Raw genomic sequence first — 13,924 nt, forward strand, 5'->3', positions numbered from 1 at the left:
CACCCGGCTGTCCACGGGAATGCGGCTCAGCCCGCCCCGTCGATCCGTGCGGCCAGTGCCCGGAACCGGTCCCAGCTCAGCGCCGGCTTGCCCGGAACCCACAGCTTCTGGGCGGTCGCGCGCAACGGCATCCGGATGCCCTGCGCCACCTGCGCCGGGGTCTGTGCCCGCGGGAGGTCGCCCCAGACCGCGAACCGGCCTCCGAGGATCTGGCCGGAGTAGCGCGCCGGGACCGGCCGGGTGCCGCGCAGGACGAGCGGGGTCCACTGTTCGTAGATCCGCCGGCCCGTCGGGTAGACGAACTGATTGGGCTGGCCGAGCACGTAATAGAGGAACTCGTCGTTGAGGTTCACCACGCGCCGTCCCTCGCGCAGATACTCCTCCGGCTGCCGGGCGCCGTACTCCTTGCCCGTCCAGTACTCGACCTCGATGTCCTTGTCGGCGTGGACGGTGCCGTCCCGGAAGAAGCCGTCGTTCCACGCCTTGGGCCGTTTGCCGTGCGGCCGCACCACCGCCGCGCGGTCGTTCAGCCAGCCGGTCGCCAGGTCCTTGATGCCGGCCCCTGCTCCGTACTTCTGCTGGGCGGCACGCTGGAGCTGCGGATACGAGGCGGCCGGGTCGCGCGCCATCAGCGCGAGGTACTCGTCGGCGCCCAGATGCCAGTACGCACCGCCGAACAGCTCGGTGTACTCGCGCAGGAGTTCGTCGATGAGTTTGGCCGAGCCCGGGTTGGAGATGTCGAGCGACCCGGGCGAGGGGGTGCCCGACACATTGCGCAGCTGGAGGTCGGGGTGAGCCCGCAGCACCGCGCCGAGATGCCCCGGGGAGTCGATCTCCGGCACGACCTCGATGTGCAGCCGGCCCGCGAGGCCGAGGATCGACCGCACCTCCGCCTTGGTGAGGTGCTCCGGCGACACCACCTCGGGGTGGGTGTCGGACTGGATGCGGAAGGCCTGGTCGTCGGAGAAGTGCAGGCCGAGCTGGTTGAGCTTGAGGTCGGCCATCTCGCGCAGCCGGTCCTCGATCCAGGCGGCGGTGTAGTGCTTGCGCGCGATGTCGAGGTTGAGGCCGCGCTGCGGCCGGTCGGGGCGGTCGCGCACCTCGCCCTCCGGCATCCCGCCGTCGGCGCGCACCGACTGCTTCAGCGTGCGGGTCCCGTAGAAGACACCGGCCTGGTCGGGTCCGGTGATCGTGACCCGCCCGTCGTGGACGTCGAGGGTGTACGACTCGGGGGCGCCCTTGCCCGGGGCGAGGGCCAGCTCCACATCGCCGGCGCGGGCGGGGACGTCGCCCCGGTAGTGGATCTTCAGCTCCTTGGCCAGCAGCTGCCCTTCGTCCGCGAGCGTCCCGCTGGCGCCGGCGACGACGACCCCGCCGTCCGGGCCGGGGCGCCAGCCGGGCCCGCGGGCCGCGATGTGCTCCCGTACGGCGGGGATGGTGCGCGGGGCGGTGGAGAGCGGATAGCTCCGGGTCGGCGAGGGGGCGGCCGAGGAGGGCGCGGGGGTGCGGGCGTTCGACGACTGACCGGCGAGTCCGCTGTCGGAGCCTTCCGGCCAGACGACGACGGCGATCGTCGCGGCGGCCGCCGCGGTGAGGACCGCACCGGCCACGAGAGCGCCATGTGAGGGCGACATCGGTCAGAAACCTCCGTTATTTACGGAAAAAGAGGCAGAAGCAGGGAGACGGCCGGGCATTCTCCTTGGATTACGGTTCATCGGGCGATCCGAAACTCTCCCGTCCGGGTGAAGTTCGCGCATCCGTCGGACGTCTGTTGCCCCGCCTCGCTAGCTTTGAGGCACATTCGTCTCTCCCTTCACCCTGCATCTGCCCTGGTCCCATCCGTCCCTTCCCGCTCCAGGGTCACAGATGCCGTTGATTCGAGGAGCCCCACGCTGTCCAGGTCCAGCGAGTCCCACGCCGGCCTCCCGGAGCCTCTGCGACGACCGGCCACCCGGACGGCCGTACCCGTCCAGAGTTCCGCCGCCGCGCAGGTCCCGGCCCACGCCCAGGGCCTCGACCGCTTCAACTCCGCGCCGCCCGCCGAGGCCGAGGCCGCCCTGCTGGACTGCTGCGGCAGCCGCCGCTGGGCGCAGCGGCTGACCGCCCACCGCCCCTATCCCGACCTGGACGCGCTGCTGGCCGCGGCCGACGAGGCGGGCTACGACCTGGCCCCGGCGGACCTCGCCGAGGCGCTCGCCACCGAGCTCTCCCCCGGTCTGCACCACGCCGCGCCGCACTCCGCCCATCTGGCGCTGCGGGCCGCGCACGCCGCGTACGAGAGCCGCTTCGGCCATGTCTTCGTGATCTGCCTGGACGGCTTCGGACCGGCCGAACAGCCGGACCAGGTGCTCGCCGGGATCCGGGCCCGGCTGGGCCACGATCCCGACCAGGAGCGGGTGGTCACCGCGGACGAGATGCGCCGACTCGCCCGGGGCCGCATCATCGAGCTGGTATCGGGTTCATAACGGAACGGGTTCGGCCGAGACGGCCAGCAGCCTTTTCTAGCCCGTCCGTGCCTGTTTGATTGCCACTTTGATCACACCGTGGGCCCCCGCGCGAACGAACCGACAAACCGTCGCTACGATGGCCGGGGCCGGTGGACCGTACCCGGCCGGGTCAGACCGACAGTCAAGCCGGCCGACCCCAATCCCCGCTCCCGGAGGGTTCTTCCGTGCCGGCTGGAACGCTGTACCGCGGCCGGGAAGGCATGTGGTCCTGGGTGGCTCATCGAGTCACCGGTGTCCTCATTTTCTTCTTCCTGTTCGTACACGTCCTGGACACCGCTCTCGTCCGCGTCTCCCCCGAGGCCTACGACGAGGTCGTGGCCACGTACAAGACGCCGATCGTCGCGCTCCTCGAATACGGCCTCGTGGCCGCGATTCTCTTCCACGCGCTGAACGGTCTCCGGATCGTCGCCGTGGACTTCTGGGCCAAGGGCCCGCGCTACCAGAAGCAGATGCTCTGGTCGGTCGTGGGTATCTGGGTCGTGCTGATGGTCGGGGCCCTGTACCCGGTCCTCGGCCACGCCGTACGCGAAGTATTCGGGAGCTGAGGCCAATGTCCACCGAGTCCTCCGCCGCGATCGGCTCCGTCGAGGGCGTCGGCCTGTACGACGTCGACAACCCGGCCCCGGTCATCGAGCCGCCGCGCAAGCGGACCGGCAAGACCCCCAAGGGTTCGCGCACCAACTTCGAGATGTACGCCTGGCTCTTCATGCGCCTGTCGGGCATCGTCCTGGTCGTCCTGGTCCTGGGCCACCTGCTGATCCAGCTGGTGCTGGACGGCGGCGTCTCCAAGATCGGCTTCGCCTTCGTGGCGGGCCGCTGGGCCTCGCCGTTCTGGCAGGTCTGGGACCTGGCGATGCTGTGGCTGGCCATGCTGCACGGCGCCAATGGTCTCCGTACGGTCATCAACGACTACGCCGAACGGGAGAACACCCGTTTCTGGCTGAAGATGCTGCTGTACACCGCCACGGTGTTCACCGTCCTGCTGGGCACGCTGGTGATCTTCACCTTCGACCCGAACATCCGCTAGGCGCCGGGCCAGAGGGACCAGAGGAAATCATGCAGATCCACAAGTACGACACCGTCATCGTCGGCGCCGGCGGCGCCGGCATGCGCGCGGCCATCGAGTCCACGAAGCGCAGCCGTACCGCCGTGCTCACGAAGCTCTACCCCACCCGCTCCCACACGGGCGCCGCGCAGGGCGGCATGGCCGCCGCGCTGGCCAACGTGGAGGAGGACAACTGGGAGTGGCACACCTTCGACACCGTCAAGGGCGGTGACTACCTGGTCGACCAGGACGCCGCCGAGATTCTGGCGAAGGAGGCCATCGACGCCGTCCTCGACCTGGAGAAGATGGGCCTGCCGTTCAACCGGACGCCCGAGGGCCGGATCGACCAGCGCCGCTTCGGCGGTCACACCCGCAGCCACGGCGAGGCCCCGGTCCGCCGGTCCTGCTACGCCGCGGACCGCACCGGCCACATGATCCTCCAGACGCTGTACCAGAACTGCGTCAAGGAGGGCGTGGAGTTCTTCAACGAGTTCTACGTCCTGGACCAGCTGCTCCAGGAGGACCCCGAGACCGGGCTGAAGAAGTCAGCAGGAGTCGTCGCGTACGAGCTGGCGACCGGCGAGATCCACGTCTTCCAGGCGAAGTCGGTCATCTACGCCTCCGGCGGCACCGGCAAGTTCTTCAAGGTGACGTCCAACGCGCACACCCTGACCGGTGACGGCCAGGCTGCCTGCTACCGGCGCGGGCTGCCGCTGGAGGACATGGAGTTCTTCCAGTTCCACCCGACGGGCATCTGGCGCATGGGCATCCTGCTGACGGAGGGCGCCCGCGGTGAGGGCGGCATCCTCCGCAACAAGGACGGCGAGCGCTTCATGGAGAAGTACGCGCCGGTCATGAAGGACCTCGCGTCCCGTGACGTCGTGTCCCGCTCCATCTACACGGAGATCCGTGAGGGCCGCGGCTGCGGTCCCGAGGGCGACCACGTCTACCTCGACCTCACGCACCTGCCGCCGGAGCAGCTGGACGCCAAGCTCCCGGACATCACCGAGTTCGCGCGTACGTACCTCGGTATCGAGCCCTACACGGACCCGATCCCGATCCAGCCGACCGCGCACTACGCCATGGGTGGCATCCCGACCAACGTCGAGGGCGAGGTGCTGGCCGACAACACCACCGTCGTCCCGGGCCTGTACGCCGCCGGCGAGGTCGCGTGCGTCTCGGTGCACGGCGCCAACCGCCTCGGCACCAACTCGCTGCTCGACATCAACGTCTTCGGACGCCGCTCGGGCATCGGTGCCGCCGAGTACGCCGTGAAGAACGACTTCGTCGAGCTTCCCGAGAACCCGGCGCAGATGGTCGAGGAGCAGATCGAGCGGCTGCGCAACTCGACGGGCACCGAGCGGGTCGCGACGATCCGTCAGGAGCTGCAGGAGTGCATGGACGCCAATGTGATGGTGTTCCGCACCGAGCAGACCATCAAGACCGCCGTCGACAAGATCGCCGAGCTACGCAAGCGCTACCTCGATGTGTCCATCCAGGACAAGGGCAAGCGGTTCAACACGGACCTCCTGGAGGCCGTCGAGCTGGGCAACCTGCTCGACCTGGCCGAGGTCATGGCGACCTCCGCGCTGGCCCGCAAGGAGTCCCGCGGCGGTCACTACCGCGAGGACTACCCGAACCGCGACGACGTCAACTTCATGCGCCACACCATGGCGTACCGCGAGGTCTCGGCCGACGGCACCGAGTCGATCCGGCTCGACTACAAGCCGGTCGTCCAGACCCGCTACCAGCCGATGGAGCGTAAGTACTGATGGCAACCCCGATTCTGGACAAGGTCGAGGCCGAGTCCACCGCCTCCCCGTACATCACGGTCACCCTCCGGATCCGCCGCTTCAACCCCGAGGTCTCCGACGAGGTCCAGTGGCAGGACTTCCAGATCTCGATCGACCCGAAGGAGCGTGTGCTCGACGCCCTTCACAAGATCAAGTGGGAGACGGACGGCACCCTGACCTTCCGTCGCTCCTGCGCGCACGGCATCTGCGGCTCCGACGCGATGCGGATCAACGGCAAGAACAGGCTCGCCTGCAAGACGCTGATCAAGGACATCAACCCGGAGAAGCCGATCACGGTCGAGGCCATCAAGGGCCTCACGGTCCTCAAGGACCTCGTGGTCGACATGGACCCGTTCTTCCAGGCGTACCGCGATGTCATGCCCTTCCTCATCACCAAGGGGAACGAGCCGACCCGTGAGCGGCTGCAGTCCGCCGAGGACCGCGAGCGCTTCGACGACACCACCAAGTGCATCCTCTGCGCCGCGTGCACGTCCTCGTGCCCGGTGTTCTGGAACGACGGCCAGTACTTCGGCCCGGCGGCGATCGTCAACGCGCACCGCTTCATCTTCGACTCGCGCGACGAGGGCGGCGAGCAGCGCCTGGAGATCCTCAACGACCGTGACGGTGTGTGGCGTTGCCGCACCACCTTCAACTGCACGGACGCCTGCCCCCGTGGCATCGAGGTCACCAAGGCGATCCAGGAGGTCAAGCGGGCGCTGATCACGCGCCGCTTCTGACCGCCACCGGCGCTTCGGACGCATCCGGGCCCCGTTCTCCGCAGGAACTCTGCGGAGAACGGGGCCTCTTGCTGCGCCGTCCGGGTCCGGACGGTACGGTCATGCGGAACCGGGCACCGGTTCGCCGCCACCGGCGCAGCAGGGCCCGGTGCGCGCAGGCTTGATCGAGAGCGGGGAACGTTGAGCGATCCGAATCCGTACGCGGACGACTCATACAAGTGGGGGCCGGCGCCCCAGCAGCCGGGCAGTCCGCCCACCGTCGCGGGCGGCGCGGGACACCCCGGGCCGGGCGGCGCCCCGGCGTACGGCTACCCTCAGCCGCTGCCCGAGTCCGCGGTCCAGCCCGGTCCCGGCTACGGCTACCCCCAGGGCGTCGCGGCCCAGCCGACCATGCCCGGTCACGGCTTCCCGCAGCAGCCGGGCGGCCAGCCCGGGGCCGGTATGCCGGTCCTGGTGTTCGGTGACATCGCCGTCATGCAGGACCAGATCGTGACTCCGGCCGGTCCGATGCCGCTCAAGGGCGCGGTGTGGACGGCCACGGATCTGACCCGCACCGAGGAGAAGATCCCGACGGTGGCGATCGTGCTCGCGATCGTCTTCGCGCTGTTCTGTCTGGTCGGTCTGCTGTTCCTCCTGATGAAGGAGAAGCAGACGACCGGCTTCGTCCAGGTCTCGGTGACCAGCGGCGGGCGGCACCACTCGACGATGATCCCGGCGGTCGGCCCGGACACCTTCCCCATGGTGACGGCGCAGCTCAACACGGCTCGTGCGATGAGCATCTGACGGTCATTCACGACCCCGACGAGCTGCGGGCGGAGCCGGCCGACCACGCCGTCACCGGCTCCGACGGCGCGGCAGGCGGCGCCGACAGCACCCGAGCAGCCGCTGAGCGCCCGGGGCTCAGTCCCAGTCGGCGTTGCCCCGGTCCTCGGCGACCACCATGACGCGCCGCAACATGTCGTTGAGCAGCCTGCGTTCGTCCTGGTCGAGGACGCCGAGCAGTCGGTACTCCTCGTGGCCGAGGACGTCCATCGCACCCAGCCAGGTCGAGCGGCCCTCGTCGGTGAGTTCCACGTCGACCCGTCGGCGGTCGGTGGTGGAGGGCGTGCGGCGGACGAAGCCGCGCCGTTCGAGTGCGTCCAGCCGACCGGTGACGGAGGCGGGCGCGAGGTCCAGGTCGGCGGCGAGTTCGGAGGGGGCCGCCTTCCCGCCGCGTCCGGCCAGTTTGTGGAGCGTGTCGAACTCCTGGCGGTCCAGGTCGAAGTCGACCAGCGACTGTTCGCGTACCCGGCGCAGATGGACGGAGAGTTTCTTCATGCGGGTCACCGCGCCCTCGATATCGGGGTCGAGGCCGGGAAGGACGGGCTTCCAGCGCTCCACATGTCCGTCGGTCCAGTCACGTCGCTCCATGGGGAAAGCGTACGCCGGGCCTCCAGCCACACTTCGGAACCTGATATTTCGTTGACGAATAGTTCGGTACCGAAATAGATTCTCGTGCATGCCGCACCCCTTGCGCACGCGCGCCTTCCGCCTGCTCTTCATCGGCCGCACCCTCTCGCTCCTCGGTGACGCCGTCATCCCCACCGCCCTCTCCCTGGCCGTCTACCTGGCCACCGGCTCGACCGGGGCGCTCGCCCTCGTCCTGGGCTGCGCGATGGTCCCCAAGCTGCTCCTGCTGCCGCTGGGCGGCGTTGTGGGCGACCGTTTCAACGCCCGCACGGTCGCGCTCACCACGGATCTCGTACGGTGCGCGACCCAGCTCTTCGTCGGCGCGGAGCTGCTCGGCGGCTCCCCCGCGCTCTGGCAGATCGCGCTCGCCGAGGCGATCGGCGGCGCCGCCGGGGCGTTCGCGATGCCGACCGTGTCGCCGCTGATCCGCGGCACCGTGGCGGAGTCCGGGCTGCTGCGCGCCAACTCCCTGATGGCGGTCGTCGCCAGCGCCACCCGGCTCGGCGGGCCGGCCCTCGCCGGTGCGCTGATCCTCACCGCGGGTGCGGGCTGGGCCTTCGTGCTGGACGGCGCCAGTTTCGCGGTGAGCGCCGCACTGCTGTCCGCCGTCGAGGTCCGGCACGTCCCCATCCCCCGGCGTTCGCTGCTCACCGACCTCAAGGAGGGCTGGAGCGAGGTCCGCAGCCGTGACTGGTACTGGACGAGCCTGATCGCGCACGCCGTCTGGAACGGCGCGGCAGCCGTCCTGATGACGGTCGGCCCGGCACTCTTCGTCCGGGAGCTGGGCGGCAAGGGCGTCTGGGTCGCCCTGCTCCAGACCGGCGCGGTGGGCCTGCTCCTCGGCTCCCTGCTGGCCGGCCGGGCCCGCCCCCGCCGCCCGATCCTGGTGGCCAACCTGGGCCTCGCCAGTTACGCCCTGCCACTCGGCCTGCTGGCCGCCCACGCGCCCGTCGGGCTCACCATCGCCGCGTACGGCGTCGCCCAGGCGGGGCTCGGCTTCCTCGGCCCGGTCTGGGAGACCTCGGTCCAGTCCGCCGTACCGGCACACGCGCTGGCCCGGGTGACCTCGTACGACTGGCTGCTCTCCCTCGGCGCGATGCCGCTCGGCTACGCCCTGGCCCCGCTCGCCGCCTCGGCCTGGGGCGCCGAAGTACCCCTGGCCATCGCCGCGGTGGCGGTCGGCGCGGCCTGCCTGGGGACGGCGGCGGTGCCGGGCGTACGGCGCTTCGGGGCACCCGGCAAGCAGCCGGAACAAGCCGCCGGAGCCCCGGCTTGAACATGTTCAAATACGGGTCTACAGTCCATGACAACAGCTTTTGAACGCGTTCAAGGGAGGGTGGGGCATGGACCTCACTGTTGTCGCGTATGTCATCTACCTGCTGATCAGCGTGGCGCTGACCGTCTGGGTCGCGCGCACGCTCAGCCGCAACGGCAAGGTGTTCCTCGCCGATGTGCTGCACGGGAACGAGAAGCTCGCCGATGCCGTCAACCATCTGCTGGTGGTCGGCTTCTACCTGGTCAACCTGGGCTTCGTCACCCTCTACCTGAGGAACTCCGACGGCGTCGCCGACGCCCGCGGGCTCTTCGAGGCGCTGTCGGTGAAGCTCGGCGTCGTCCTGCTCGTCCTCGGCGTGCTGCACCTCGGCAATGTCTATGTGCTCAACAAGATCCGCCGCCGCGGTCTGATGGAGCGTGAGCAGATCCCGCCGGTGGCCCCGCAGGGCTGGACGGGACCGGGCCACGGCCCGTGGGCGGCGCCCGCCCCGAGGGCCTGAGCGCCGTGCCGGACGGACCCGGCGGGCAGCGGCTCGCCGTCGAACGCCTCACGGTGCTGTACGACGCGCGGTGCCCGCTCTGCCGCCATCTGCGGCAGTGGCTGATGAAGCAGCGTCAGCTCGTCCCGCTCGACCTCGTCCCGGCGGCCTCCGAGGAGGCGCGCCGCCGCTTCCCCGGGCTCGACCACGCCGGAACCCTGGACGAGATCACGGTGGTCGGCGACCGGGGGCAGCTCTACCGCGGGACCTCCGCGTGGATCGTCTGCCTCTGGGCGCTGGCCGAGCACCGTCCCCGGGCGCACTGGCTGACCACCCCGGCGGGCCGCCCGTTCGCCCGCGCCACCGTGCTCGCCGCCGCGAAGTACCGGTCCCTGACCGCTCCGCCGTGCGGCGAGCGGGGCGGGGACGGTGCCTGTACGGTCCCCGGATCCGAGGGCTGACCCCGACGGATACCCTCGGGACTGTGGTGAAGGAAGCGAAGGACGTGAAGGAAGTCAAGGCTCCCAAGAGCGAGCAGACCCGCACACTCATCCTCGAAACGGCGCTCCGGCTCTTCCAGGAGCGCGGCTACGACAGGACGACGATGCGGGCCATCGCCCAGGAGGCCGGCGTCTCCGTGGGGAACGCCTACTACTACTTCACGAACAAGGAGCACCTCGTCCAGGGCTTCTACGACCGGCTCGCCGCCGAGCACGCGGCGGCCGTGCAGCCGGTCCTGGACGGCGACCGGGACCTGGCGGTGCGCATGCGCGGGGTCCTGCTCACCTGGCTGGACGTGGCGGAGCCGTACCACCGCTTCGCCGCCCAGTTCTTCAAGAACGCCGCCGACCCGGAGAGCCCGCTCAGCCCGTTCTCGGCGGAGTCGGTCGCGGCCCGCGAGGCGGCGATCTCCATCCACCGGCGGTGCCTGGCCGGATCCGACACCAAGACCGACCCCGAACTGGCGGAGCTGCTGCCGCAGTTGATGTGGCTGATGCAGATGGGCCTGGTGCTGTACTGGGTGTACGACCGGACGGAGCACACCGAACGCAGCCGCCGCCTGGTCGAGCGCTCCGCCCCGATCGGTGCCCGCGCCATCGCGCTCTCCCGGTTCCGGGTGCTGCGGCCGCTGGTGCGGCAGGTTCACGAGGTGCTGGAGGAGTTCCTGCCCGGCACCGCGAAGCCGCGGAGCCGGGACCGGTCCGGCGGTTCGGGGCCGGACAGGCCCTGACAGGACGAAGGGACGGCCGTCCGGCTGTGCCGGCCGACCGCCCCGCATCCTGTCCGGCGGACCGTCAGATCCGCTTCAGTTCCCAGAGCCGCCAGAGGCCGGTGCCGTCCGAGAGGTACTGCGAACCGGAGACGTCCGTCGTGCTGACCACGTAGTCCTTCTTCTGCCACAGCGGGACCAGCGGCACGTCCTCGCCGACCTGCGCCTGGAGCTCCTTGAAGTCGGCCGAGGTGCGCCCGCGGTCGCCGTACTGGAGCGTGGAGCTGATCAGGCTGTCCACCTTCTTGCTGGAGTAGCCGTTGTGGAGGCTGTTGTTGCGGCCGACCAGCGGCTGGCTGAAGGTGTCCGGGTCCGGGTAGTCGGGGAGCCAGCCGATCGTGTACGCGTCGTACTTGCCGGCCGCGTACTCCTTCTGGAACTTCGTCCACTCGACGGACTTGACCGTGACCTTGAACAGCCCGTCGGCCTCCAGCTGGCGGCGGAGCTCCGCGGTCTCCTTCGCGTACGTCTCGTTGCCGCCGCGGTAGGCGAAGGTGATGGGCAGCGGCGTCTGGACGCCGGCTTCCTGCATCAGCTTCTTGGCGCGCGCGGAGTCGGGCGTGGGGTAGGCGTCGAAGAACGGTGTGCTGTGCCCGATGTAGCCCTGCGGGATCAGCGAGTAGAGCGGCTCGACCGTGCTCTTGTAGATGTCGGTCACCAGCGGCCCGCGGTCGATGGTCCAGGCGATGGCCTGCCGGACCTTCTTGTCGGCCAGCGGCGAACCCGGCCGGACGTTGAAGACGAGATTGCGGATCTCGGCGCTCTCCGCCTCGGTGACGCGCAGGTCGGGGTCGCCGGGGTTCAGCTCGGCGAGCGTGGCCGGCGGCAGTTCGCGGTGGGTGACGTCGAGCTGCTTGGCCTTCCAGGCGGCCTGGAGCTCGCTGGACTTCTCGTAGTAGTGCACGGTGACCGGGACACCGGTCCTGCTCAGCGCGCCCTGGTACCGGGTGTTGGGGATCAGCTCCGCCATCTCGCCCGGCCGGTAGGACTTCAGGACGTACGGCCCCGAGCCTTCGGCCGTGTTCCCCGCGCGGAGCTTGTTCGGCGGGTACGACTCGCGGTCGACGATCGAACCGGCTCCGGTGGCGAGCTTCTGCGGGAAGGTCGCGTCACGCGCGGAGAGGTTGAACGTGATGGTGCGGCCGTCGGCCACCACGTTCTTGAGGCTCGGGAACAGCACCCACGGACCGACGTCCGTCTTGATGCTGATCATGCGCTCGATGGAGTACTTGACGTCCTCGGCCGTGATCTTCCGGCCGCTGGAGAAGGTCAGGTCGTCGCGCAGTTTGCACTGGTACGTCTGGAGCTTCTGGCCTATGAACCCGCAGCTCTCGGCCGCGTCGGGTTCGGGGACGGTCGCCCCGGACTTGAACGTCAGGAGCGACTGGTAGATGTTGCTGTACATCGCCCAGGAACCCGCGTCGTACGCACCCGCCGGGTCGAGCGAGGTGACCACGTCCGTCGTGCCGACCGCGATCGGGTCCTTGTTCGCCTCGTCGGAGGGAAGCAACTGCCAGGCGACGACGCCTGCGATAGCCAAAACCGCGAGAATCGCGAGAATCCGTAGCCGGATCGACCGCATTGACGTGCTCTCCCTTACCAGCCCCACCTCGGCGTTGCGCTCAGATACGCACATCACCGCATGCTCGCGCTCAGCCAATCACACGATTTTCACATCTGGAAGAGGAAAACTGTGACTCATAGCCTTTTGTTCGACAGTTGAAACCTTGGGTGCACTTGGTCGTCCGAAACCTGTCGTCGACGGAGCGTCACGCCTGCAGGGAGGCGAGCTCCACGACGGTGATGTCGGACGGCGCGCCGACCCGCACGGGCGGGCCCCAGGCGCCCGCGCCCCGCGAGACGTACAGCTGGGTGTCGCCGTACCGGTCGAGCCCGGCGCCCGTGGGGTTGGCCAGATCCGCGATGAAGTTCCCCGGCCAGAGCTGGCCGCCGTGGGTGTGGCCGGAGAGCTGGAGATCGACGCCGTGGGCGACGGCGTCGTGGATGACCACGGGCTGATGGGCCAGGAGAACGGCGGCGCGCTTACGGTCCCGGTCGCCGAGCGCGCGGGCGAAATCGGGCCCCTGTCCCTCGCTCTCCCCGGCGATGTCATTGACGCCGGCAAGATCGAATCCACTGATCTCGACCCGGGCGTTCTCCAGCGGATGAAGATCCAACTCCCTTACCTGGTCGATCCATTGGGCGGCGCCGGAGTAGTACTCGTGATTGCCGGTGACGAAGAAATTCCCCTGCCGGCCCTTCAGCAGGGCGAGCGGCTCCGCGGCCGGCCCGAGGTCGGCGACGGTTCCGTCGACGAGATCCCCGACGACGGCGACCAGATCCGGCTGGGTCCGGTTGATCGTGTCGACGATCCGCCGGGTGTGGGCGCGGCCGAGGATCGGGCCGAGGTGGATGTCGCTGACGACGGCGATCCGGAAGCCGTGCGCGGAGCGGGGCAGCTTGGCGAGCGGGACGGTGATCCGCTTGACCCGTGGTCCGCGGAGCACCCCGTAGGTGCCGTAACCGACCGTACCGAGCCCTGCGACGGCGGCGGCCCCGCCGACGGCACGGGCGACGAACAGCCGGCGCGAGGGGGCGTCGGGACGGTGCGGGGCGGGGGCGTCGGCGACGAGGGTGCCGGGGGCGGCGGCGGAAGCCGCTGGGGCGGAGGGCTGCGTACCCGAGGGGAGGTTCAGGCGGTTTGCGCCACCTGCCGGATCTGTTGCGGATGCGCCATCCCCTGACGTCGCGTCCGCCGGTCGCGCCGCGCGGCGCGCGAGCACCCGGCGCAGCACCGGCCGTACCGCCTCCCCCACCAGCAGAGCCAGCGTCAGGTACAGCACGGCGGCCAGCCAGAGATAGCCCGGCCAGGCCAGCACCCGCTGGAGCCAGAAGGGCGCACCCGCGCGGCCGGCGACCAGTGCGCCGACGCTCAGCAGCGGCAGGACGTACGCGGCCACCGTGCCGCAGCGGCGCAGGACGCCGCCCTCGGTCGTCGTGTCGGCGACGAGGCGGCGCCACAGATAGCGGTGCACGCCGGCGAAGAGCGCGAGCACCACGATCACCGTCAGCACGAAACCGGCCACCGCCACTTGTCCTCCCCCGCCCGCCGTACGTCCTGTTATGCGCGTTCGCGGCGCAAGGCCCTGACGCCACGGAACCCGATCACACCAACGGCCGTCCCCAGGAGAAAGGACGTGATGGCGAGCAGCAGATGCACCCAGAAGTACGCAGTCGGGTCACCCGCGTCGTCGAAGGCGAGTCCGCTGCCGTCCTTCCACAGGTTCTTGACGAAAGTGATCCAGATGAACCAGCTCCACACCCCGAAGGCGAGCAGGAACCAGGAGACGGGGCGGCTGAGCTTCATGG

15 protein-coding genes are annotated in these 13,924 nt (G+C 69.8%); 10 read left to right on the plus strand and 5 right to left on the minus strand.

The window, feature by feature from the left end:
• Nucleotides 1–26 precede the first annotated feature (26 nt).
• A complete protein-coding gene (locus ABZY11_RS02190) occupies nt 27–1,634 on the minus strand; it encodes a glycoside hydrolase family 20 protein (protein ID WP_356477278.1) in 1,608 nt (535 codons plus the stop codon).
• A gap of 300 nt (nt 1,635–1,934) precedes the next feature.
• Between ABZY11_RS02190 and ABZY11_RS02195 the strand changes: the two genes are divergently transcribed.
• The 6 genes from ABZY11_RS02195 to ABZY11_RS02220 all read left to right on the plus strand — a co-directional run bounded on the left by ABZY11_RS02195 (nt 1,935) and on the right by ABZY11_RS02220 (nt 6,865).
• Nucleotides 1,935–2,465: a 2-oxo-4-hydroxy-4-carboxy-5-ureidoimidazoline decarboxylase gene (locus ABZY11_RS02195; RefSeq protein WP_356477325.1), complete on the plus strand. Its 531-nt coding sequence runs from the start codon at nt 1,935–1,937 to the stop codon at nt 2,463–2,465.
• A gap of 206 nt (nt 2,466–2,671) precedes the next feature.
• Nucleotides 2,672–3,052: a succinate dehydrogenase, cytochrome b556 subunit gene (gene sdhC / locus ABZY11_RS02200; RefSeq protein WP_266689036.1), complete on the plus strand. Its 381-nt coding sequence runs from the start codon at nt 2,672–2,674 to the stop codon at nt 3,050–3,052.
• A gap of 5 nt (nt 3,053–3,057) precedes the next feature.
• Nucleotides 3,058–3,534, plus strand: coding sequence for a succinate dehydrogenase hydrophobic membrane anchor subunit (locus ABZY11_RS02205; RefSeq protein WP_356477279.1), 477 nt, complete (start codon nt 3,058–3,060; stop codon nt 3,532–3,534).
• 29 nt (nt 3,535–3,563) lie between these two features.
• Entirely contained in the window at nt 3,564–5,324 is a 1,761-nt protein-coding gene (gene sdhA / locus ABZY11_RS02210; protein WP_356477280.1) for a succinate dehydrogenase flavoprotein subunit, read from the plus strand.
• Entirely contained in the window at nt 5,324–6,082 is a 759-nt protein-coding gene (locus ABZY11_RS02215; RefSeq protein ID WP_356477281.1) for a succinate dehydrogenase iron-sulfur subunit, read from the plus strand. Before sdhA ends, ABZY11_RS02215 begins: the two co-directional genes overlap by 1 nt.
• A gap of 180 nt (nt 6,083–6,262) precedes the next feature.
• On the plus strand, nt 6,263–6,865 hold the full coding sequence (locus ABZY11_RS02220; protein ID WP_356477282.1) for a hypothetical protein: 603 nt from the start codon (nt 6,263–6,265) through the stop codon (nt 6,863–6,865).
• 117 nt (nt 6,866–6,982) lie between these two features.
• Here ABZY11_RS02220 and ABZY11_RS02225 read toward each other — a convergent pair whose 3' ends face one another.
• Nucleotides 6,983–7,492 (minus strand): MarR family transcriptional regulator, encoded by a 510-nt coding sequence (locus ABZY11_RS02225; protein ID WP_356477283.1) that lies wholly within the window; start codon nt 7,490–7,492, stop codon nt 6,983–6,985.
• 88 nt (nt 7,493–7,580) lie between these two features.
• Between ABZY11_RS02225 and ABZY11_RS02230 the strand changes: the two genes are divergently transcribed.
• The 4 genes from ABZY11_RS02230 to ABZY11_RS02245 all read left to right on the plus strand — a co-directional run bounded on the left by ABZY11_RS02230 (nt 7,581) and on the right by ABZY11_RS02245 (nt 10,516).
• Nucleotides 7,581–8,807, plus strand: a complete 1,227-nt coding sequence (locus tag ABZY11_RS02230; protein ID WP_356477284.1) for an MFS transporter — start codon at nt 7,581–7,583, stop codon at nt 8,805–8,807.
• A 67-nt stretch (nt 8,808–8,874) separates the two neighbouring features.
• Nucleotides 8,875–9,306 (plus strand): hypothetical protein, encoded by a 432-nt coding sequence (locus ABZY11_RS02235; RefSeq protein ID WP_356477285.1) that lies wholly within the window; start codon nt 8,875–8,877, stop codon nt 9,304–9,306.
• 5 nt (nt 9,307–9,311) lie between these two features.
• Nucleotides 9,312–9,746, plus strand: a complete 435-nt coding sequence (locus tag ABZY11_RS02240; RefSeq protein WP_356477286.1) for a DCC1-like thiol-disulfide oxidoreductase family protein — start codon at nt 9,312–9,314, stop codon at nt 9,744–9,746.
• Between the two features lie 23 nt (nt 9,747–9,769).
• On the plus strand, nt 9,770–10,516 hold the full coding sequence (locus tag ABZY11_RS02245; RefSeq protein WP_356477287.1) for a TetR family transcriptional regulator: 747 nt from the start codon (nt 9,770–9,772) through the stop codon (nt 10,514–10,516).
• Between the two features lie 64 nt (nt 10,517–10,580).
• Here ABZY11_RS02245 and ABZY11_RS02250 read toward each other — a convergent pair whose 3' ends face one another.
• From ABZY11_RS02250 to ABZY11_RS02260, 3 genes are all read right to left on the minus strand, one after another.
• Nucleotides 10,581–12,137 carry an ABC transporter substrate-binding protein gene (locus ABZY11_RS02250; RefSeq protein ID WP_356477288.1) on the minus strand — a complete coding sequence of 519 codons (1,557 nt, stop codon included), beginning with the start codon at nt 12,135–12,137 and terminating at the stop codon, nt 10,581–10,583.
• A gap of 187 nt (nt 12,138–12,324) precedes the next feature.
• Complete coding sequence (locus ABZY11_RS02255) at nt 12,325–13,647, minus strand: metallophosphoesterase (protein ID WP_356477289.1); 1,323 nt, start codon at nt 13,645–13,647, stop codon at nt 12,325–12,327.
• 29 nt (nt 13,648–13,676) lie between these two features.
• Nucleotides 13,677–13,922 (minus strand): SCO4848 family membrane protein, encoded by a 246-nt coding sequence (locus ABZY11_RS02260; protein ID WP_093549020.1) that lies wholly within the window; start codon nt 13,920–13,922, stop codon nt 13,677–13,679.
• Nucleotides 13,923–13,924 lie beyond the last annotated feature (2 nt).

This window comes from Streptomyces sp. NPDC006510 (genome assembly GCF_040611955.1).
Lineage (GTDB): Bacteria > Actinomycetota > Actinomycetes > Streptomycetales > Streptomycetaceae > Streptomyces.